The sequence below is a fragment of the Cellulosimicrobium sp. SH8 genome, assembly GCF_025818875.1.
Lineage (GTDB): Bacteria > Actinomycetota > Actinomycetes > Actinomycetales > Cellulomonadaceae > Cellulosimicrobium > Cellulosimicrobium cellulans_D.
This window is the reverse complement of sequence record NZ_JAMXMH010000007.1, coordinates 97,172-116,723: the sequence shown is the minus strand read 5'-3', so window position 1 is coordinate 116,723 and position 19,552 is coordinate 97,172. Positions and strand designations below refer to the sequence as shown.

Below are 19,552 nucleotides of genomic sequence, written 5' to 3'. Positions count from 1 at the left end.
GGGTGAGGGTGCTGCGTGTACCGCTCGTGAGACCACGAGACGACGGCGGGCACGGCCCGCGAGGAGTGACGACGTGACCGCGACGGGTGCGGCCGGACCGGTCGGGGGGACAGGCGGGCTCGAGCTGCTGCTCGACGGCGTCGAGGGCGACCACCGGGACGACCATCGGGACGACCATCGCGACGACCATCGGGACGACGGGCAGGACGGCGCGGCGACGGTCGAGGTCGACCTCGTCGCCCGGCGCACGCGCGACCAGGAGTTCTCGGCCTTCATGCGGGACGCCCGCGACCCCCTGCACCGCATGGCGTACCTGCTCTGCGGGGACCGGCACCGGGCGGAGGAGCTCACGCAGCACGCGCTCGAGCGGACGTACCGCGCGTGGTCGCGGGCCCGCGAGCGCGACCCCCTCGCCTACGCCCGCCGCGTGCTGGCCAACCTGCGCGTCGACACGTGGCGCCGCACGCGGCGCGAGGTGCTCGCCGGGCCGGACGAGCTCGCGCAGGCGGAGGGCGCCGGCCGACCGGGCCGTCCCGGCACCGGGTCGTCGACCGGCTCCGTCGACGACCGCGACGCCGTCGTGCGGGCGCTCCTGACGCTCCCGGTCAAGCAGCGTCGCGTCGTCGTCATGCGGCACCTGCTCGACCTCAGCGAGAGCGAGGTCGCCGCCGAGCTCGGCATGCCCGTCGGCACCGTGAAGTCCACGGCCTCCCGGGGCCTCGCCCGCCTGCGGGCGCTCCTCGGCGCGACCGACGGCACCGCTCCCGGACCGACGACCCCGACCACCCTGACCTCCCCGACCACCCGGACCTCCGGAAGGACACCCCGATGAGCCCTGTGACCGGTAGCCCGGTGCCCACCCCGCCCGAGGACGACTTCCTCGCCCGGCTGCGGAGCACGGCCGACGACGCCGTCCCACCCTCCGAGCTCGACCTCGACGTGGTCCTCCGGTCCAGCCGACGCGGCGTGCAACGCCGCCGGTCGCTCGCCGGCGTCGCGGGCGTCGTCGCGCTGGGGCTCGTCGGGACGGGCGTCGTGACGGCGGGCGGCCCGGACGGGCTCCGCGACCTCGCGCGCGAGGTCGTCTCCGGGTCGTCCGGGTACGAGGCCGTCACGGCGCGGGCCACCCTCGTCGACGTCGCGCCGGGCGTCGTCGCGGTGAAGGAGCCCGCGACGTACCTGCGCGAGGACGGCGCGTACGTGCTCGACCTCGGCCTCGGTGCGTGGCGCGACGGCGAGCGGTTCTTCGTCGAGTACCTCCCCGAGCCCGCGGAGAGCGAGCAGCCGCCCGGGCTGCGCGTCCTCGCCGGTGACGACGGTGACCTCGCGGTCCTGCGCCGCGGAGGGACGGCGGGAACGGTCGTGCACGACGGCTTCCAGCACCTGGTCCTGCTCCAGCGGGAGGGTGGGGAGGGCGGGCTCGTGCTGAGCGCGCGGCTGTCCGGTCCCGAGACGGGTTCCGACCCCTCGAGGGAGCGCGATCACCAGCAGACCTGGATGGTCCTTGCCGGCGAGGGACCTGCCGTGACCGGGCCGACGTATCGGCTCCCCGACGCCTGGGCGGGAGGGCTCCTCCTCAACGTCGCGGCCCTCGGCCCGGACGCCGGCGCGGCGACGGACGTCCGCGGGGTCGTCAGCTCCACGGACTTCACGGACGGCAGCACGTTCACGGCGCTGACGTGCGGCTCGCCGCTGACCGGTCCCGACCGGGACCCGAGCTGCCGAGCCTCGTACGACCCGACGACCCGGGAGGTCGTGCCGATCGAGACGTCGCCCGCGATGCCCCGGCTGCTCGTCGATCGTCTGCTCCCCCCCGTGTCCGGCGACGCGTCCGAGTCGGAGCTCAGGACGTGCCTCGCCGTGCGGGGGGTCGAGGCCGGCGCGCTGCCGAGCCGCTGGGACCTCGACCCTGGGGGCGTGGACGGGGACGTCTGGCGGCAGTGCCTCCTCGACGTGAGGATCATCTCGTCGGCGCGCACGGACCTGGCGCTGAGCTCCGTCCAGCCCGGCTCGTGACACCGGCGCGTACGGACGCGCCGGGGCGTCGCGGCGGACGCGGGTCGTCTCAGGTGCCGCCGCGCGACCTGAGGTCGCCGAGCGCGTGCTCGGCTCCGTGCGTGTCGAGGTAGGTGCCGCCGCGGACCTCGGGGACGAGCGCGGCGTCGGGTCCCGCCGTGAAGCGGTGGACGAGCGGGTGGCCGGTGGGCACGTCGAGGTCCTGGACCTCCTCGGGCGTGAGGTCGTCCACGAGCACGGACAGCGCGCGCAGCGAGTTGCCGTGCCCGACGACGAGGACCGCCTCGCCCCGGGCGAGCGTTGCGCGGGTCGCGGCCCAGAAGGGGCGCAGCCGCTCGACGACGTCCGCGAGCGACTCGGCGTCCGGGCGCAGGGCCGCGCGCGCGGCGTCGGGCAGGCGCAGCAGGGTGTCGTCGACGAGCGGGCGTGCGGGGTCGTCCGCCGCGAGCGGCGGCGGCCGGTGCAGGTAGGAGCGGCGGTAGCGCCAGTAGGCCGCCTCGCCGTAGTCGCGCCGGACGACGTCGCGCGGCTTGTCCGTGAACGCGCCGTAGTGGCGCTCGACGAGGCGCCACTCGACGGCGAGCGGGGGCGGCCCGGGCAGCGCGTCGGCGACGATCGCGGCCGTCGTCGACGCGCGCACGAGCGGCGACGTGACGACGCGGCGCGGCGCCAGGGCGGGCTCGCGCGCGACGGCGTCAGCGAGCAGGCTGGCCGCGCGCCCGGCCTCCGCGACCCCGACGTCCGAGAGCGGCACGTCGAGCAGGCCCGTGAATCGGTCGCCCGCGTTGAACGTGCTCTGCCCGTGGCGCACGAGGACGAGTGTGCCGGCAGACCCGCCGTCCGACGACCCGGGCGACCGGCCGGACGACGAGCCCCGCGCCCGGTCGGACGACGAGCCCATCGCGTCAGACCTCGAGCAGCCCGCGCTGGTGCGCGAGCGAGACGGCCTCGGCGCGCCCGGACGCGCCGAGCTTGGCCAGGACGTTGGACACGTGCACGCTCACCGTCTTCGCGGAGATGAACAGGCGCTCGCCGATCTGCCGGTTGGTCAGGCCCTGCGCGACGAGCAGCAGGACCTCCTCCTCGCGCTCGGTGAGGACCGCCGTCGTGGACCGCCGGACCCCGGGCAGGTCGAGCCGGCCGCGGCGCCCGAGCGCGCGCACCGCCTCCGCGAGCGGGGCCGCCCCCATCGACTCCGCCTCCTCGAGCGCCTGCGCCGCCTCGATCTCGGCGGCGTTCCGGTCGCCCGCGCCGAGCAGCGCCTGGGCCCACCGGTAGCGCGAGCGCGCGACCTCGTACCGGTAGCCGTAGTCGAAGAGGCGCGTCGTCTCCTCCCACAGCACCGGGTCGCCGTCGCCCGTGAGCCGGGAGTGCTCGGCCGCGGCGCGCGCGAGCCAGGCGCGCCCCTCGGGCCCGAGGCGACCGCCGCGCGGTCGGCCACGCTCCGCCGTCGTGCGCGCCGCCTCCAGCAGCTCGTCGCCGCGCGCGACGAGCGCCGCGACCTGTCCGGTGCCGGACGCGCCCTGGAGGCGCGCCGCGTCCGCGGCGTCGGCGAGCGCGGCGAGCGCGAGCGCCGAGATCCAGATGCGGCCCAGGAAGTAGTCGCTCCACGTGCGGCCCAGGTGGTCCACGAGCTCGACGGCGAGCGCGACCGCCTCCTCGTCGCGCCCTGCCCAGGTGAGCGCGTCGATCGAGCAGCCGCCGGAGATGAGCGCGATCTGCCCGTCCCGGAACCAGTCGCGTCGCAGGGCCGCGCCCCGGGCGAGCGCGTCGTCGTCGCCGCGCGCCACCGCCGCGTAGAGCTGGACGCAGGAGAGCTGCGGCGTGGACCCCTCCGGCATGGTCTCGCCCGTGGTCTCGGTGGGCGTGAGGTCGCCGAGCACGTACCGCACGAGGTCGCGGAACAGGCGCAGCTCGACGCCGTACGCGCTCCAGCCGAGCCCGGTGGCGCGCGCCCGGTCGAGGCCGTCTGCCGTCACCTGCAGCGCCTCGTCGATGCGGCCCGCGTAGTAGCGGTTGGCCGCGATGTTGTACCAGCAGCGCAGCTCGGTGAGGATGTCGCCCGCCTCGACGGCGCGCTCCCGGGCCTGGGCGAGCAGCACCGCGGCCCGGTCGTCGTCCGCGACCTCGAGGATCGCCATCGTCGTGAGCACGTCGGCCTCGACGTCGGGCGCGTCGAGCCGGTGCGCGACGTCCAGGGCCTGCGTCGCGACCTCCGCGGCGAGCTCGTCGAGGTCGGCGTTCATCGCCGCGCGTGCCCGCATCGCGAGCGTCCAGGCGCGGTCGAGCGACGGCGGCTCCTCCGGGAGCACGGCGAGCGCGGCTTCGGTGTGGGCGAGGGTCTCCTCGACCTCCTCCGTGCCCAGCAGGTACCGGGACAGGACGTGCCGCAGCGAGGCCTGGCGCATCGGGTCGCCCGCGGTGCCCTCGACGACCTTGCGCGCGAGCGCGACCGCGCGGTCCGGCTCGCCCGCGCGGCTCGCCGCCCCGGCCGCGGCGAGCGCGACGGTGACGCGGTCCTCGCCGAGCAGGTCCGCGGCGTCGGGCACGGCCCGCCACAGCGCGAGCACCTGCTCGAGGTGCCGCAGCTCCTCCGCGGGCGCGAGCACACGCGCGGCCTTGCGGGCGGCGGCGCGCGACGCCGTGAGCGCGGCCGGGAGGTCGTGCGCGGCGAGCGCGTGGTGGGCGCGCAGCGCGGGCGACCCGAGCGCGGGGTCGTCGTCGAGCGCGGCGAGGTAGGCGCGGTGCACGCCGACGCGCTCGCCCGGCAGCAGGTCGGACGCGACGGCCTCGGCGAGCAGCGCGTGGCGGAACACGACCGTGTCGCGCGCGCCGTCGCCCTCGACCGCGAGGACGTGGTGGGCGATCGCCTCGCGCAGCGCGGCGTCGAACGAGCGCCCGGTCGCCGCCTCGCCGTCCGCGGCGTCGCGCGCGAGTGCGGCGCGCAGGAGCGGCTCGCTCACCTGGCGCCCGGACACCGACGCGACGCGCACGAGGTGCTGCACGGCGGGGTCGAGCACCTCGAGGCGGGCGCGCAGCACGTCCGCGAGGGACCAGGGCAGCTCGTCGTCGAGGCCCGACTCGACGAGCTCCTCGGCGAAGTACGCGTTGCCCTCGGAGCGCGTCCGCACGGACTCGAACGCGTCGGGCAGCAGGGGCGCGCCCGCGAGCGCGGTGGTGAACTCGCGCAGCTCGCCCTCCGTGAAGGGGGAGAGCTGCACGTGCTCGACGCGCGGGTGCCGCAGCAGCTCCGCGAGGACGGGGCGCAGGGGGTGGCGACGGTGCAGGTCGTCCGCGCGGTAGCTCGCGACGACGAGGACGTGCTCCGCGCGCAGGCGCGCGACGACGAAGCGCAGGACGTCGCGGCTCGACGGGTCCGCCCAGTGCAGGTCCTCGACGACCAGCACGAGCGGGGCCTCGGCCGTCCCCGACGCGGCGAGCGCCGCCGCGACGCTCTCGAAGAGCTGGAGGCGCTCGCCCTGGCTCTGCTCGTCGTCCGCGGGCGTGCCGGCGTCGAGCAGGCGCGCGAGCGCGGGCCGTGCGGCCACGGTCTCGTCGACCGCGGGGTGCTGGGCGCGCAGCGTCGTCAGCGCCTCGGAGAAGGGGAGGTAGGGGAGACCGACCTCGCCGAGGTCCACGCAGTGGCTCCAGACCACGGTCGCGCCGCTCCCGGCGGCGAGCTCCGCCGCGCGCGTGAGGAGGCGGGTCTTGCCGACCCCGGCGTCGGCGCCGACGAGCACGACGCCCGGCTCGCCGCGGCGCGCGCGCTCGACCGCCGCGGAGAGCGCGTCGAGCTCGGCGGCGCGGGCCACGAAGGGCGCGCGCGAGGAGGGGCGTGGCACGGCTCCCATCCTCGCAGCGTGCACCGACACGTGACCACCGCTTACCTCGCCGGAGCCCGCGCCGGACACGACGACGCCGCCGACGAGAGGGTTCTCGTCGACGGCGTCGGGAGGCGCGGTCACCGCGCCGCGTGGTCGTGGCGCTGACGGCGCCCGCGCCACCAGTGCAGCAGCGAGGGCTCGTCGTGCCGGAAGTCCTCGCGCAGACGCTGCGTGCGGTACGCGAGATCCGCCTCGAAGGTCGGATCGAACTGTGCGCTCATGGTCGTCCCCGTCTCTGCAGGCACCCTGCCTGTCCGACACTCACGTTCGTCCTGAGCACCCGGGCGTCGCATCGGACGACCGCGCACCGTTCGGGGGAGGGCGCCTTAGGCGGTGCCCGCTCGGGGCCCTGAGGTGTCTGAGGTGGGTCGTCGCGCCTAAGGCACCCGGACGTCCGTCCGTCCGTCGGGCACGAAATCTGGTGGACGGCGCCACCCGGCAGGGACTATCACCAGGGCATGACGACCCCCGCGCCCTCCTCGTTCGACGTCCGGCCGCTGGAGCAGGAGGACCGCGACCCGGCCCTGGACGTGGTGTGGCGGGCCTTCGGGTGGGGGTACCGGCAGGACTCGGCCGACGACGTCTTCGCCGGCCGGTCGATCGAGGCCGACCGCACCCTCGTCGCCGTCGACGGCGCGGGCGGGGACGTCGTCGGGACCGCGAGCGCGTACTCGCTGCGGATGACCGTGCCCGGCGGGGACCTGCAGCCCGTCGCCGGGGTGTGGATGGTGACCGTCGCGCCCACCCACCGCCGGCGCGGCGTCATGACGGCGATGATGCGCCGCCAGCTCACCGACCTCGCCGCCGGGGGCGAGGCCGTGGCCGCGCTCTGGGCGACGGAGGCCGGCGTCTACGGGCGCTACGGCTACGGGATCGCGTCGTGGCGACAGCCCATCGAGGTCGACCTCGCGCGCGCCGCGTTCACGCCGCACGCGCGGGAGCTCGCGGCACGGTCGTCGGCCCGCCTGCGCCTGATGTCCCTGGCCGACGCACTGCCCCACCTGACCGCCGTCCACGACGACCTCCTGGGCGCGCGGCCCGGGACCCTCGCGCGCGACGCCGACCGGTGGCAGTTCCTCCTGGGCGGGGGTGACGGCCGACCGGCGGCCGAGATCGTCGTCGCCCTCGGCCCCGACGGCCCCACCGGGTACGCGGCGTACCGGGTCCGCGAGGGGAAGCCCGGGCTGGTGCCGGCGGGCGTCGTCGCCGTCCAGGAGGTGAGCGCCACGGACCCGGCCACCCACGCCCGGCTCTGGCGCTACCTGCTCGACCTCGACCTCATGAGCACGCTGACGTGCGAGTCGCGGCCCGTGCCGGACCCGCTGGCCCACCTGCTCGCCGACCACCGGCGGATGCACGCGCGCCTCGACGAGGCCCTGTGGGTCCGTGTCGTCGACGTCGAGCGCGCGCTCGGGGCCCGTGCCTTCGCCGCGCCCGTCGACCTCGTCCTCGAGGTCAGCGACGAGGTCGTCCCCGCCAACGCCGGGCGGTGGCACGTCATGGTCGGCGAGACGGGCGGCACGGCTACGGTGCGCCGGACCGACGCGCGACCCGACCTGACGCTGGACGTCGGCGACCTGGGAGCGGCCCACCTGGGCGCCACGCCGCTGCACGTCCTCGCGCTGGCCGGGCGCGTCGTCGAGCACACGCCCGGCGCGGTCGCCGCCGCGTCGGCGGCCTGGTCGTGGTCGCCGACGGCGCACACCGCGGAGATCTTCTGAGCCGTCCCGTCCGCCGGACGTGACCGGGGTCACTCCTCCCGTTGCCAACGGCCGGGGCCCGGCGCAGACTGGACGGAGGACCGGACCCGCCTGTGGGGGTGACCTCGTGACCGACACCTACGACATGCTGCCGATGCTGGGCCGTGGCAAGCACCGCAACCCGAAGAAGGGCGCGTGCTTCATGGAGCTCGCGTCCTACCTCGCGGGGGAGCGGTGGAGCGACCATCCACGGTGCACGCACCCGCTGCTCGCGATGCTGGCGCGCGCCGTGAACGACCTCACGGTCGACCCGGAGCGCCCCAAGCTCGCGCCGCTCATCCCGTCCGTCATCGGGCTGACGAGCGACGACCCGCACTGGGACGTGCGCATCTCGCTGCGCGCCGCCGTGGCGGCGCTGCCGATCGCCCCGGCGGACCGGCAGCAGACGCTCGCCGTCGCGATCATCGGGGCCGAGAAGATGCTCGACGTCCTCGACGACCGCCCCGCGGGCACGCTGAGCGCGGAGTCGGCGGACGCGCTCGCGAGCTGCCCGCGCACGGCGCGCTGGGCGCAGCGGTTCTGCGAGGGCGCGCGGCTGCGGCCGAGCCGGTTCGTGCGCGACGCCGCACCGAGCATCATCTCCGCGGCGGTGCAGGGCATCGCCGAGGCGTGCGTGCCGGACCCGGACGAGCGCCTGCGCGCGCTGCTCGCCGCGACGATCGACGACTGCCGCGCCTGGGACGACGCCGAGCCCGCACCGGCGCTCGACCCCGAGTCGTGGGCCCCCGTCGTGCGGCCCTCCGCCGTCGGGACACGGTGAGCCGCCGGTGAGCGTCACGGGGGACGGGCTCGACGAGAGCCTGGGCGCGCAGCTCTGGGCCGCCGTCGACCCGGCGGTCCCGCCCAGCGGTACGGGCTGCGCCGAGTGCGACGCGGCCGGCGGGTGGTGGGTCCACCTGCGCCGCTGCGCGACGTGCGGCCACGTGGGGTGCTGCGACACGTCGCCGGCCCAGCACGCGACGGCGCACTTCCAGGAGACCGGCCACCGGCTCATGCGCTCGTTCGAGCCCGGCGAGGACTGGTACTGGGACTACGAGACGTCGCAGGTGCTCGACGGACCGCACCTCGCGGCGCCGCTCTCGCGCCCGCCGGCGCAGGGCTCGCCCGCACCGGCCGACCGGGTGCCGTCCGACTGGACGTCGCTCATCCACCGCTGACCCACCGCCTTCGTCGCCCAACCCGGGGTCCCTCCTCACCTGAGCCGTCAGGTGAGGAGCGACCCCGGGTTCGGCGTCTCTCGGGGTCCGTGGGCGCTGCCACGCGATGTCGTGTGCTGTTACCTGTTGTCTTTTTCTGGTGGAAGTTGTTTGATTCTGGGGAGACGTCGTGCGGTGCGCCAAGGAGGGCGACCGCCGGACACGGGAGCCCGGTTCGCCGCCGCGTCGGAGCAGTCCCTGGATTCACTCGACGAGGAGGAAGCACGGATGCAGTCCATGACAGCGGTAGCACCACCACGGGGCAGACCGGCGAGGATCGTCGCGGCGGCGCTGGCCGCCGCGCTGACGGTCCCCCTGGCCGTGGCGACGGCGGTCGGGGCGACCGCGACGCCGGCGGCCACGACGACGGACGAGGCGGGCGCGGCCGACGTCGCGGCCCAGGACCTCGCGCTCGACAACGGCCTCAAGGGCGAGTACTTCCTGTCCGGCGGCCCGTCGTGGCCGCTCACCGACCTCAAGGCCACGATCCCCGACCAGCGGATCGAGTTCCCCAACCTGGTCCCCACGTTCGCGGAGCTCACGGGCCGCGGCGAGCGCACCTCCGCGCGCTGGACGGGCCAGATCACGCCCGACTACAGCGAGGCGTACACGTTCTCCGCGATCGGCGACAACGGCTTCCGGCTGTGGATCGACGACCAGCTCGTCATCGACCACTGGGTCGACGACTGGGACGTCGAGCAGACGTCCGCCCCGGTCCAGCTCCAGGCGGGCCAGGAGTACTCGTTCCGCATGGAGATGTTCCAGAACACCGGAGGCGCGCACCTCCGGTTGCGGTGGCAGAGCCCTTCGCAGCAACGTGAGATCGTGCCGACCGACGCGTTCACCTACCCCGACGACTTCGTCGTCTTCCCCGCCCAGGCCGCGCTCGAGAGCGACGGCACGAGCCTCAACGTGACGTTCCAGGGTGCCGCGGGCGGCGTCGACGAGAGCCTCGTCGACCACCTCAAGGTCCAGGTGGACCAGCTCGCGTGGCCCGTCGCGCAGGTCGCGGCGCAGGGCGACGTCCTCGGCATCACGCTCGCCGAGCCCGTCGACCGCGCGTCGACCGCCCGCCTGGTCTACGACGGCGAGGGCGACCTCACCGTCGGCGGCGAGAAGGTCGGCTCGCTCAACCTGCCGGTCACCAACGGGTCCGAGTTCCGGATCCAGACCCCGTGGGCCGACGACTTCGACCCCACCAACCCCCTGCCGGAGTACCCGCGCCCGCAGCTCACGCGCGACGCGTGGCAGAACCTCAACGGCGTCTGGCAGTTCGAGGCGGCGGAGTCCGACGACGCCGTGCCGAGCGGCCGCGACCTCGACGAGGAGATCGTCGTCCCGTACGCGGTCGAGTCCGCGCTCTCGGGCATCGAGCGGCGCGAGGACGACATGTTCTACCGCCGTACGTTCGAGGTGCCGCAGGACTGGGCGGTCGGGAGCGACAACCGGCTGCGCGTCAACTTCGGCGCCGTCGACTACGTCGCCACCGTGTACGTCAACGGCACGGAGGTCGGCACCCACCGCGGCGGGTACGAGTCGTTCTCCGTGGACGTCACGGACGCGCTCGTCGAGGGCACCGAGCAGGAGCTCGTGGTGCGCGCCGTCGACACGACGGACGGCAGCAACCAGGCCGTCGGCAAGCAGACGCTCAACCCGGGCGGCATCTTCTACACCCCGACCTCGGGCATCTGGCAGACGGTGTGGATGGAGCCGGTCCCGACCGCGGCGATCGACGCCGTCGTCACCACGCCCGACGTCGAGGCGGGCGTGCTCGCGGTGACCGCGCAGTCGGCCTCCGCGTCCGAGGACGCCGAGGTGACCGCCGTCGTGCGGGACGCCGAGGGTGCCGAGGTCGGCACCGTCACCGGCGCCGCGAACGAGCAGCTCGTGGTCGAGGTCCCGGACGCGCACCTCTGGTCGCCCGAGGACCCGTACCTCTACGACGTCGACGTCACCCTGACCGACGGGGGCGCGACCGACACCGTGGCCTCCTACGCGGGCATGCGCTCGATCGAGGTCTCGGAGGTGGACGGCGTCCAGCGCATCCTGCTCAACGGCGAGAAGACGTTCCTCATGTCGACGCTCGACCAGGGCTACTGGCCGGACGGCATCTACACGCCCGCGTCGGACGAGGCGTACGTGTTCGACATCCAGGCCCACAAGGACCTGGGCTTCAACACGCTGCGCAAGCACATCAAGGTCGAGCCGGCACGGTTCTACTACCACGCCGACACGCTGGGCCTGATGATCTGGCAGGACATCCCCAGCGGTTGGTTCAACAACGGCGACACGAACCCGGCGTCCCGCGTCTTCTGGGAGCAGGAGATGAAGGACATCATCGACCAGCACCGCTCGGTGCCGTCGATCATCGGGTGGGTCACGTTCAACGAGGGCTGGGGCGAGTGGAACCTCGGCGACACGGCGCGGATCGGCAACACGATCGACGAGTACGACCCGAGCCGCATCCTCAACACGCACTCGGGCTACAACTGCTGCGCGTCCAAGGGTGACTCCAAGACGGGCGACATCATCGACTGGCACCAGTACACCGGCCCGGCCCTGCCGAAGCCGGACGCCACGCGCGCCGCGATCGACGGCGAGCACGGCGGCTTCTCGATGAGCGTCCCGGGCCACATGTGGCCGGGCGTTTCCGCCAACCCGTACGGCGGCGTCGCGAACAGCGAGGCGCTGACCGACGCGTACGTGCAGAACACGGAGAAGCTCGTGCGGCCGGCGCAGTGCTACCTGTCCGGCTCGGTGTACACGGAGATCTCCGACGTCGAGAACGAGCTCAACGGCTTCTACACCTACGACCGCCGCGTCCTCAAGATGGACGCCGCGCGCGTCAAGGACGTCAACGAGCGCGTCGTCGCGGCGGCGAAGCAGGGTTCCGCGCCCGTCGACCCGGGCACCCCGGGCCTGACCGGCACGGGCCGCTGGTCGTTCGACGAGGGCCAGGGCACGACGGCGGCCGACGGCGTGGGCGACCACGCGGCGTCGGGCGCGGGCACCTGGGTCGCGGGTCACGGCGAGTCCGGGTCCGCGATCAAGCTCAACGGCACGAACCAGTCGTTCACGACCGAGGGTCCCGTCGTCGACACGACCGGCTCGTACACGATCTCCGCGTGGGCGCAGCTCGACAAGACGCCCGGCGGCGCGTGGTCGACGATCGTCGGCCAGGACTCGTCGCTCGGCTCGAGCGCGTTCTACCTCCAGTACGGCGGGGGCGGCCGGTGGGCCTTCTCCTACGAGGGCGAGCCACGCGCCGAGTACGTCGTGCAGCCCGTCCTGGGCGACTGGTACCACGTCGTGGGCGTCCGCGACGCGGCCGACCAGAAGCTCAAGCTCTACGTCAACGGCGAGCTCGTCGGCCAGTCCGACGTGTGCGGCGGCACCACGCCGTCGGGCCCGCTGACGATCGGGCGCGGGCAGTGGAGCGGCAACCCCGTCGACTACTGGCCGGGCACGATCGACGACGTGCGCGTCTTCGACCGGGCGCTGTCCGACGCCGAGGTCGCCCAGGTCTACGCCGGCGACGACGGCGAGGAGCCGACGCTCGACGTGACCGTCACGGCCGACTCGCGCTGCCTCGCGGGCAAGGTGTACGTGGCGGTGCGCGCGACGAACGGTGAGGACGTCCCCGTGGACGTCACTCTCGCCACGCCGTTCGGGACCAAGGCGTTCGCCGCCGTGGCCCCGGGCGCGAACGCGTACCAGTCGTTCGCGGTGCGCGGCACGTCCGTCGAGGCGGGCGAGGCGACGATCACCGCGTCGGCCACGGTCGACGGCGAGCAGGTCTCCACGGAGGTCGTCGCGCCGTACGACGCGACCACCTGCGGCTGAGCCGCGAGCCCTGACAGCAGACGCCAGGCCCGCCCCGTCCGGTTCTCCGGGCGGGGCGGGCCCCGGTTGTCGCACGCGGGCTACGACGGTGGGACCCGGGTGGTCGTGGCGCGGTGGTTCCACGCGGCGATGGCGCTGTCGAGACGTGCCCGGGCGGCGACGTAGTGGATGAGATCGATGGGCGCGTCGTGGTCGACGACCGAGATGACGTCTTCCATCTCACGTTGGGAGGCGTCGATCTCGCCGACCAGGTCGGTGGAGCGTCGGGGTGGGTTCTCGCGGTCGTCGGTCATGGGGTGTGAGCCGCGTGCGCTAGAGGCGGTGTGCGAGGCGTCGGCGGAGCTGGTGGATGCGGAGGGTGCCGACGACCAGGGCGACGATCCCGACGCCGATCCCCGCGATGAGCAGGGCCAGGGCCAGGGGGACGGAGCCTTGCCAGCCGAGGAACGAGACGAGCACGAGCTGGGTGTTCTGGAGCATGAACACGATGAGCGCGACCAGGACGACGGCGGCGACGCACAGGCCGACCCACGTCGCCCCGGTGCGGGTCCGGGGACTCCTCGTGGGGTTGCCCGACGTGCGGGACACGCGTGAGCCTGGCCGGCTGCCTGACACGGCAGCGGTGGGCTGCCCGTTGGTCGCGGAGGTGAGCGGGGTGGTGGCCATGGCGGCCTCCTAGCGGTTCCGGGCCCGCGCACCTCAGACGGGGCACGTTCGCCGCGGATACCGTGACCCTACGCCTCGCACCTGGGAGCGAACCTGGGAGCGGCTGTACGCGCGGGACCGATGTTCCTAGCGGCCGAGGCTGGCGGCCAGGGGGCAGGAGAACGGTTCGCGAGCGCGGCCGGGGACGTCGTTGAGGTACTGGACGACGATCCGGTAGGAGGTGAAGAACCCGACCTCGGTGTAGGTCACGCCGAGCTGGGAGCAGTACTCGCGCACGAGGGGCTGGACGCGCCTGAGGTTCGGGCGCGGCATGCTGGGGAACAGGTGGTGCTCGACCTGGCGGTTGAGACCACCCATGAAGAAGTCGACGACCGGGCCGCCGCGGATGTTGCGGGACATGAGGACCTGGCGGCGCAGGAAGTCGACGTCCGCGGTCGCCGGGACGATCGGCATGCCCTTGTGGTTCGGGGCGAACGCCCCCCCGAGCAGGATGCCGAAGACCGCGAGCTGCACGGCCAGGAACGCCGCCGCGACGGTCGGGGGGAGCAGGAGGCCCAGCGCCACCAGGTAGAGCGCGAGCCGCGCGAGCAGGACCGGGACCTCCACGCCCCGGTGGGGCACCGGCCGACGCCCGAGCACCCTGCGCACGCTCGCGACGTGCAGGTGGAGGCCCTCGAGGGCGAGCAGGGGGAAGAAGTACCAGCCCTGCCGGTGGGCCAGCCGTCGTCGCCAGCCGTGGCGGCTCGCGACGACGGCGGGCGTGAACGCGATCACGCCCGGTGAGATGTCGGGGTCCCGGCCCTCCTGGTTCGGGGCGGTGTGGTGGGCATCGTGCTTCGCTGTCCACCAGGCGTGGCTGAGGCCGACGAGCGCGTTCGCGAGGATGCGCGCGGTCCAGTCGTTCCACGCGCGGGACCGGAACACCTGCCGGTGAGAGCTGTCGTGACCGAGGAACGCGAGCTGGGCGAGCACGAGCGCGAGCACCACGGCCAACAGGAGCTGCCACCAGGAGTCGCCCACGAGGACGATCCCCGCCCAGACGGCGCCGAACGCGGCGACGGTCAGGACGAGCCGGGTCCAGTAGTAGCCGTACCGCCGGCGCAGCAGGCCGGACTCGCGCACGATCTTCGCCAGCACCGAGTAGTCCCGAGCCGTCGATCGGGCCGCTGGCCGCACGCGGCCCGTCAACGCCAGGGGCTGCCGCGCCTCACTCGAAGCGGACACGGTCGGCCTCGGCCTTCACGCTCGCCGTGCGCAGCACCTCGGCCGCGCGCCACTCGGCCAGCTCGTCGGCCTTGCGCGTCCGCTCGTTCGTGATCGTCTCCTCGACGTCGCGCAGAACCGTCGCGATCTCGTGGGCCAGCCCGCCCGAGAGCATGGCGAGGTTCGTGTTCTCGATGAGCAGGCGCCGGTCCTCCACCCGGAGGACGATGCCCGGATACCCGTGGTCGGCGAGCAGCGCGGTGACGGCGGGGAGCTCGAGCAACGCTTGCTCCGGACCAGACACCCGGCGGGAGAACACAGCGGTCACGGTGTACAGCTCGGGCTCGGCTCCCGTGCCCAGCTCGCGCGGTAGCGCGGTGTCCAGGACCCCCCGCAGCTGCAGTGCGGTGTCCTGGACTCGCCCGAAGGAGGTAGGGGTGGGTGTGGTGGTGCTCATGGCGTCGTCCGATGCTCGGAGCCGGCCGCCCGGCTCGCGTCCGCTGCCGTCGCGGCAGTCGGTGAGGCGCCAGGCGTCCCACTCAAGGAGATCGGGGACTCGTCCTCCAGGTCGGGTTCACGACCGCCGTCGTCGTCCCAGCGCGCACCCGAGGTGACTTCGTCCGGAGCGACGGTCTCGCCCTGCGTCCGAGAGCCGACTCGATCGGCGACACGTGGGCCGATCTGGCGATCAACCACACCTCGACACTACACCTGGCGGGCTTGCTCGCTGCGTCCGCCAGGGCCGTCGAGAGCAACGGGTGGGAGGATGGGCAGATGGCGCTGACCGAGTTCCTGCTCGCCCGGATCGACGAGGACGAAGCAGCGTGCGCGAGCCTCGAGGACGAGTCGGGGCCACCGACGCCGTGGTCACGGTCGCGCCTGCTGACCGAGTGCGCGGTGAGACGGCGCATCATCACCCTCGCGTACGAGGCCACCGGGTACGACATGACCGCCGACCTCGAGCGGGACAGCAACGACCGCGCCGAGAGCGGCATCGCCTTCGTCGGCGACCGCATCCTGCGGGCACTCGCCACGCCCTACGCCCAGCACCCGGACTTCGACCCTGCCTGGCGCACCTGACGACTCACCCACCGACCCCGACCCCCTTTCGCGTGGCGAGCGGGCCCCGCAGGGCGCATCGTCGGTAGCGCGACCACGTGTCGCGGGGAATGCCGGTCGTGAAGCAGCCCGCTACCGGCGTGCCTCCCGACCCGGACGACGTACCGCGACCGCCAAGGGTCGAGAAGACAAGCCGAGAGCGTGGTCCGCCATGACCGTCATCGAGAAGTGGATCACCGTCGACTGCCCAGGCTGCGGCGGCCCCGCTCGTGCCCGCGTGCTGCACATCGTCGCCTGGGGCTCGATCCCGGGAACCCGGATCCCGCACCGGGTCAGCATCCTGTGCCAGTACCACTGCTCGGTCACGCGTGACGAGGCAGCATCGGCCGTGCTGGTCTGCCCCGAGTGTCGGTCGCACGTCGCCTCGGTGTGATGTCCAGGGAGGTTGGTCAGCAGGCTGACCAACCTCCCTGAACACCACACCTAGGCCGCGAAGGTCGCCCACACGGTCTTGACCGTATCGGTGCGGTACCACCCGACGTCCAGCGAGAGCTGGCGGGCCATGTGGAGACCGACGCCGCCGGCACCGGGGATGCGGCGCCCGGCGTAGACCGGCTCGTGCGAGACGTCGTGGTCGGCGACCTCGAGGAGGAACCGGTCGTCGGTGCGGGCGAGCCGCACGATCGTCGGCGGCAGCCCGTGACGCAGTGCGTTGGTCGCGAGCTCCGACGCGATGAGGACGAGCGTGTCGGGGGTGGCGGACAGCCGCCCGGTCGTGACCACGCCCTCCGCCTCCAGAGCGTGGACCACTCCGGAACGGAGTGCCGAGAGCCCCTCGGTCGTGCTCAGCACCCACTCCCGGACGGGGCGGTAGCCCTCGGGCGGGTGGGAGGTGGTGAGCTCGTCGTCGTCGGTCGGGACCGCGATGGTCGGCAGGTCGTCCATGAAGCCCCCCGGTCGCTCGGTGCCCGTCAGGCGTTGCGTCGGTTCCCCTTGGTGACCGCGCCGTAGATCCCGAGCGTGATCAGCGAGCCGAGGATCGCGAGGAGCCAGGTCCGGAAGTCGCCCAGGTCACCCAGCGCCGTGCCGAAGAAGACCGAGCCGAGCCACCCACCGAGCAGCGCTCCGAGGATGCCCAGCAGGATCGTGATGATCAGCGAGCCCGTCTGCTTTCCCGGCAGCACCGCACGCGCGATGAGACCGGCGACGAGGCCGAGGACGATGTACGCGAGCCAACCCATGGATTTCTCCTTTTGTCTGCTGTGCGAGTTTTGCCCCCAGGTCCGTCAGCATGGCAGGGGCTGCCGGAGCTCGCACGCCGACAGCCCGGCCCCCGCGGAGACGCGTCGGGCGTCGCGTCTCCGCGGAGAGCCCCGTCGAGGGGCGGCGGGAGGGGGAGCGCGCGGCTCAGCCGGCCGAGCGCTCGTGCGGAGGGTCAGGGTCCGGGGCGTCCGCAGCGGTCTCGACGAGCTCGACGAGGTCGAGCGCCCCGCTGAACTCGAGCAGCTGGAGCACGTGCCCAGGCGTGCGCAGGAGCCGGGGGCGGTACCCCGTCCGCGTCCCCATGAGCACCAGATGGAGGCCGCCGGAGTCCATGAACGTGACCCGCGAGAGGTCGATGGTCCACGGCCGGTGGCCGATCGTCGCGGCGAGGCGCTCCTTGACCGCGTGGGCGACGGAGAAGTCGATCTCTCCCCACATCACCCAGTGCCGCGCGTCGTCCTCGATCTGGACGCCTCCGGTCGCTCCGTCCGTCATGGTGGAAGGTCTCCCGTCTCGTGAGCGGGACGACCCCACGTGCCACCCGTGTCGTTCGCTCCCTGGGGCACCTCCTCCGAGCTCGCGCCGCCGGCCTGAGGGGTCCGGACCTGCGCGCCCCGGTCAGGGCGTCGTGGCGCCGGCGACGTTCACCAGCCACCCGACGCCGAACCGGTCGGTGAGCATGCCGAACTCGTCGCCCCACGGCGCGGTCTCCATCGCCATGACCTCCTGCGCGCCGTCGGACAGCGCGGCGAACCAGGCGCGGAGGCGCTCGCGGTCGTCGGGGCCGCCGAACAGCGCGACCGACGCATGGTCCGTGAGGGTCGTCCCCGGGGGTACGTCGGACGCCATGAGCGTCCCGGCGCCCTCGATCGGGAGCTGGGCGTGCATGACCTTCTTCGCCTGCGCCGGGTCGTCCACCGGGCCGAACGAGTCGTAGGTGCTGATGTCCGGCGCGACGCCGAACACGGTGCCGTAGAACTCGACGGCGGCACGCGCGTCTCCGTCGAAGTTCAGGTAGGGGCTGAGCTGAACGGCCATGATGGCCTCCTCGTCGAGATGGACCTGACTCCTGTGTGGACGGCCCGGCGCGGCCGGACTGAGCGGTCCCTCCCCGTCGGGTCTCGCGCCGCGGAGGTGTCGGCCGGCCGGTGGCGCCGTTCGGCTAGGGTGTGCGCGGCCCGACGGCGCGGCCACCGGACCGCGGGCGGCTCACCCGCGTGCGGCCCACGGACCGAGGAGCGCGACAGGGGGACCGGGCGTGCAGCGCAACCTCGTCCACGTCTTCGACGTGACGGGCGCGGACCCCGCGCTCCTCGACGACGACCCGACCGTGCGCGGGTGCCTCGACGCGATCGTCCGGCACGCGGGCATGACGCCGCTCGGCGAGGCGTCCCACCGCTTCGAGCCCCAGGGCACGAGCGTCGTGATCCTGCTCGCCGAGTCGCACCTGGCCGTGCACACGTGGCCCGAGCACGGCACCGCCTACGTCACCCTCACGACCTGCCGGCCCCCGACGTCGGCCACGTTCACCGACGACGTCCGCGCTCTGCTCGCAGACGCCCTGGGCGCGTCCGACGTCGCCGTGCGGAGCCTCGTGTGAGCCGGACCCGCCCGCGGCTCGCGATGCGGGTCGGCGAGGACCTCGTCGGCACGCCGCCCCACCGCGCCACGCCGCGCGCCGTCGCCGTCCTGTCGACCGTGCACGGTGGTACCACGTTCACGTGGGAGGAGTGGCAGCTCCTCGCCCACGACGGCGCGGACGTCTGGGTCGAGTACGACCACGACACGCGCGACGTCACGCTGCTGCACCCGACCGAGGCGTGGCCGCCGGTCGTCGACCTCTCCTCGCTGCACACCGGCCGCACGCTCGCCCTGCGCCTCGACGGGCGGCAGCACTCGCTCGTCGTGCGCGAGCGCGGCACGGGCCGGGTCGAGCACGTCGAGGGGCAGTTCGCCGAGCCGTTCGTCGTCGGGCAGCAGGTCGAGTACGTCGACCTCTCGGCCCACGGGACGATCGTCTCGATCGAGCGCACGACCGGCCCGCTCGGACCCGTGACCGCCGTCTACCGCGGCCGGCGCCTCGACGCGGCGGAGCAGCGCCGCCTCTTCGGCCGCCGCGTCGCGCCGCGCACCCTCCCCGGGGGCCGGTTCGTGGCCTTCGCGGTCGCCGCCGTCGTGCTCGTCGGGCTCGTCGCGTCGTGCACGGCGCGCGCCGCCACGGGCGAGGGGGCGTGCACGCCGCGCACCGTCGAGACCGTCGCGCCGTCCGGCGAGGTGACCCCCACCGAGCAGAGCGGCACGTGCGTGCGCCGCTCCGTGTACGGCGGCGGGGGCGGGGGGCTCGGCAAGTGACCCGCCCGACCGTCGGACCCCTCGTCGAACCCGTCCGCCCGACCGCCCGTCCCACGACCTGACCCCGGGAGACACCGTGATCGCAACCGCCGCCGCCCCGCTGGCGTTCCTCTGGTCCTTCTTCTCGACCATCCTCTACTCGGCGCTCGGCATCGTCCTGCTGCTCGTCACGCTCGTGGTCGCCAACAAGGTGTTCCGGCTCAACCTGCACCGCGAGCTCGTCGACGAGCACAACGTCGCGTTCGGCGTGATGATCGCGGGCCTCGCCGTCGCGATCGGCCTCATCATCGCGGGGACGATCAGCTCCTGA

The 19,552-nt window shown here is 74.0% G+C and carries 22 protein-coding genes; 11 read left to right on the top strand and 11 right to left on the bottom strand.

Going from position 1 to position 19,552, the window contains the following annotated elements; genetic code table 11:
* The first annotated feature begins 73 nt into the window (after positions 1 to 73).
* A complete protein-coding gene (locus NF338_RS11400; protein ID WP_264030874.1) occupies positions 74 to 832 on the top strand; it encodes a SigE family RNA polymerase sigma factor in 759 nt (252 codons plus the stop codon).
* Complete coding sequence (locus NF338_RS11395; RefSeq protein WP_264030873.1) at positions 829 to 2,016, top strand: hypothetical protein; 1,188 nt, start codon at positions 829 to 831, stop codon at positions 2,014 to 2,016. The genes NF338_RS11400 and NF338_RS11395 overlap by 4 nt, the downstream gene beginning before the upstream one ends.
* 49 nt (positions 2,017 to 2,065) lie before the next feature.
* On the opposite strand, the gene NF338_RS11390 is transcribed toward NF338_RS11395, so the two are convergent.
* From NF338_RS11390 to NF338_RS11375, 3 genes are all read right to left on the bottom strand, one after another.
* Positions 2,066 to 2,827, bottom strand: coding sequence for a 2,3-bisphosphoglycerate-dependent phosphoglycerate mutase (locus NF338_RS11390; protein ID WP_264030872.1), 762 nt, complete (start codon positions 2,825 to 2,827; stop codon positions 2,066 to 2,068).
* Between the two features lie 94 nt (positions 2,828 to 2,921).
* Entirely contained in the window at positions 2,922 to 5,858 is a 2,937-nt protein-coding gene (locus NF338_RS20990; protein WP_318783048.1) for a helix-turn-helix transcriptional regulator, read from the bottom strand.
* Between the two features lie 119 nt (positions 5,859 to 5,977).
* Complete coding sequence (locus NF338_RS11375) at positions 5,978 to 6,121, bottom strand: hypothetical protein (RefSeq protein WP_264030871.1); 144 nt, start codon at positions 6,119 to 6,121, stop codon at positions 5,978 to 5,980.
* 237 nt (positions 6,122 to 6,358) lie between these two features.
* Here NF338_RS11375 and NF338_RS11370 point away from each other — a divergent pair, with 237 nt between their 5' ends.
* The 4 genes from NF338_RS11370 to NF338_RS11355 all read left to right on the top strand — a co-directional run bounded on the left by NF338_RS11370 (position 6,359) and on the right by NF338_RS11355 (position 12,699).
* The gene (locus NF338_RS11370; protein WP_264030870.1) at positions 6,359 to 7,621 is read left to right on the top strand and encodes a GNAT family N-acetyltransferase; all 1,263 of its coding nucleotides are present in this window, start codon (positions 6,359 to 6,361) and stop codon (positions 7,619 to 7,621) included.
* Between the two features lie 106 nt (positions 7,622 to 7,727).
* On the top strand, positions 7,728 to 8,420 hold the full coding sequence (locus tag NF338_RS11365; RefSeq protein ID WP_253691315.1) for a hypothetical protein: 693 nt from the start codon (positions 7,728 to 7,730) through the stop codon (positions 8,418 to 8,420).
* A 7-nt stretch (positions 8,421 to 8,427) separates the two neighbouring features.
* Complete coding sequence (locus tag NF338_RS11360; protein ID WP_264030869.1) at positions 8,428 to 8,817, top strand: UBP-type zinc finger domain-containing protein; 390 nt, start codon at positions 8,428 to 8,430, stop codon at positions 8,815 to 8,817.
* 276 nt (positions 8,818 to 9,093) lie between these two features.
* The gene (locus NF338_RS11355; RefSeq protein ID WP_264030868.1) at positions 9,094 to 12,699 is read left to right on the top strand and encodes a LamG-like jellyroll fold domain-containing protein; all 3,606 of its coding nucleotides are present in this window, start codon (positions 9,094 to 9,096) and stop codon (positions 12,697 to 12,699) included.
* Between the two features lie 80 nt (positions 12,700 to 12,779).
* Here the strand turns inward: NF338_RS11355 and NF338_RS11350 are convergent, their stop codons facing one another.
* From NF338_RS11350 to NF338_RS11335, 4 genes are all read right to left on the bottom strand, one after another.
* The gene (locus tag NF338_RS11350) at positions 12,780 to 12,992 is read right to left on the bottom strand and encodes a hypothetical protein (protein ID WP_264030867.1); all 213 of its coding nucleotides are present in this window, start codon (positions 12,990 to 12,992) and stop codon (positions 12,780 to 12,782) included.
* 19 nt (positions 12,993 to 13,011) lie between these two features.
* Positions 13,012 to 13,365 (bottom strand): lipopolysaccharide assembly LapA domain-containing protein, encoded by a 354-nt coding sequence (locus NF338_RS11345; RefSeq protein WP_264030866.1) that lies wholly within the window; start codon positions 13,363 to 13,365, stop codon positions 13,012 to 13,014.
* A 126-nt stretch (positions 13,366 to 13,491) separates the two neighbouring features.
* Positions 13,492 to 14,502 (bottom strand): fatty acid desaturase family protein, encoded by a 1,011-nt coding sequence (locus tag NF338_RS11340; RefSeq protein ID WP_264030865.1) that lies wholly within the window; start codon positions 14,500 to 14,502, stop codon positions 13,492 to 13,494.
* Between the two features lie 70 nt (positions 14,503 to 14,572).
* Positions 14,573 to 15,025 (bottom strand): hypothetical protein, encoded by a 453-nt coding sequence (locus tag NF338_RS11335; protein WP_264030864.1) that lies wholly within the window; start codon positions 15,023 to 15,025, stop codon positions 14,573 to 14,575.
* A 317-nt stretch (positions 15,026 to 15,342) separates the two neighbouring features.
* Between NF338_RS11335 and NF338_RS11330 the strand changes: the two genes are divergently transcribed.
* Positions 15,343 to 15,648 carry a DUF6221 family protein gene (locus NF338_RS11330; RefSeq protein ID WP_053369165.1) on the top strand — a complete coding sequence of 102 codons (306 nt, stop codon included), beginning with the start codon at positions 15,343 to 15,345 and terminating at the stop codon, positions 15,646 to 15,648.
* A gap of 190 nt (positions 15,649 to 15,838) precedes the next feature.
* Positions 15,839 to 16,060, top strand: a complete 222-nt coding sequence (locus tag NF338_RS11325; RefSeq protein ID WP_053369166.1) for a hypothetical protein — start codon at positions 15,839 to 15,841, stop codon at positions 16,058 to 16,060.
* A 50-nt stretch (positions 16,061 to 16,110) separates the two neighbouring features.
* On the opposite strand, the gene NF338_RS11320 is transcribed toward NF338_RS11325, so the two are convergent.
* The 4 genes from NF338_RS11320 to NF338_RS11305 all read right to left on the bottom strand — a co-directional run bounded on the left by NF338_RS11320 (position 16,111) and on the right by NF338_RS11305 (position 17,928).
* Positions 16,111 to 16,572: an ATP-binding protein gene (locus NF338_RS11320; RefSeq protein WP_264030863.1), complete on the bottom strand. Its 462-nt coding sequence runs from the start codon at positions 16,570 to 16,572 to the stop codon at positions 16,111 to 16,113.
* Positions 16,573 to 16,598: 26 nt separating this feature from the next.
* The gene (locus NF338_RS11315) at positions 16,599 to 16,868 is read right to left on the bottom strand and encodes a GlsB/YeaQ/YmgE family stress response membrane protein (RefSeq protein ID WP_053369168.1); all 270 of its coding nucleotides are present in this window, start codon (positions 16,866 to 16,868) and stop codon (positions 16,599 to 16,601) included.
* Positions 16,869 to 17,034: 166 nt separating this feature from the next.
* Positions 17,035 to 17,385, bottom strand: coding sequence for an STAS domain-containing protein (locus tag NF338_RS11310; RefSeq protein ID WP_264030862.1), 351 nt, complete (start codon positions 17,383 to 17,385; stop codon positions 17,035 to 17,037).
* 123 nt (positions 17,386 to 17,508) lie between these two features.
* A complete protein-coding gene (locus NF338_RS11305; protein ID WP_264030861.1) occupies positions 17,509 to 17,928 on the bottom strand; it encodes a VOC family protein in 420 nt (139 codons plus the stop codon).
* 220 nt (positions 17,929 to 18,148) lie between these two features.
* On the opposite strand from NF338_RS11305, the gene NF338_RS11300 reads away from it, so the two are divergent.
* From NF338_RS11300 to NF338_RS11290, 3 genes are all read left to right on the top strand, one after another.
* Positions 18,149 to 18,490, top strand: coding sequence for an S-adenosylmethionine decarboxylase family protein (locus tag NF338_RS11300; RefSeq protein WP_264030859.1), 342 nt, complete (start codon positions 18,149 to 18,151; stop codon positions 18,488 to 18,490).
* Positions 18,487 to 19,242 (top strand): DUF4178 domain-containing protein, encoded by a 756-nt coding sequence (locus tag NF338_RS11295; protein ID WP_264030858.1) that lies wholly within the window; start codon positions 18,487 to 18,489, stop codon positions 19,240 to 19,242. The genes NF338_RS11300 and NF338_RS11295 overlap by 4 nt, the downstream gene beginning before the upstream one ends.
* A gap of 76 nt (positions 19,243 to 19,318) precedes the next feature.
* Complete coding sequence (locus NF338_RS11290) at positions 19,319 to 19,552, top strand: DUF350 domain-containing protein (RefSeq protein WP_047231757.1); 234 nt, start codon at positions 19,319 to 19,321, stop codon at positions 19,550 to 19,552.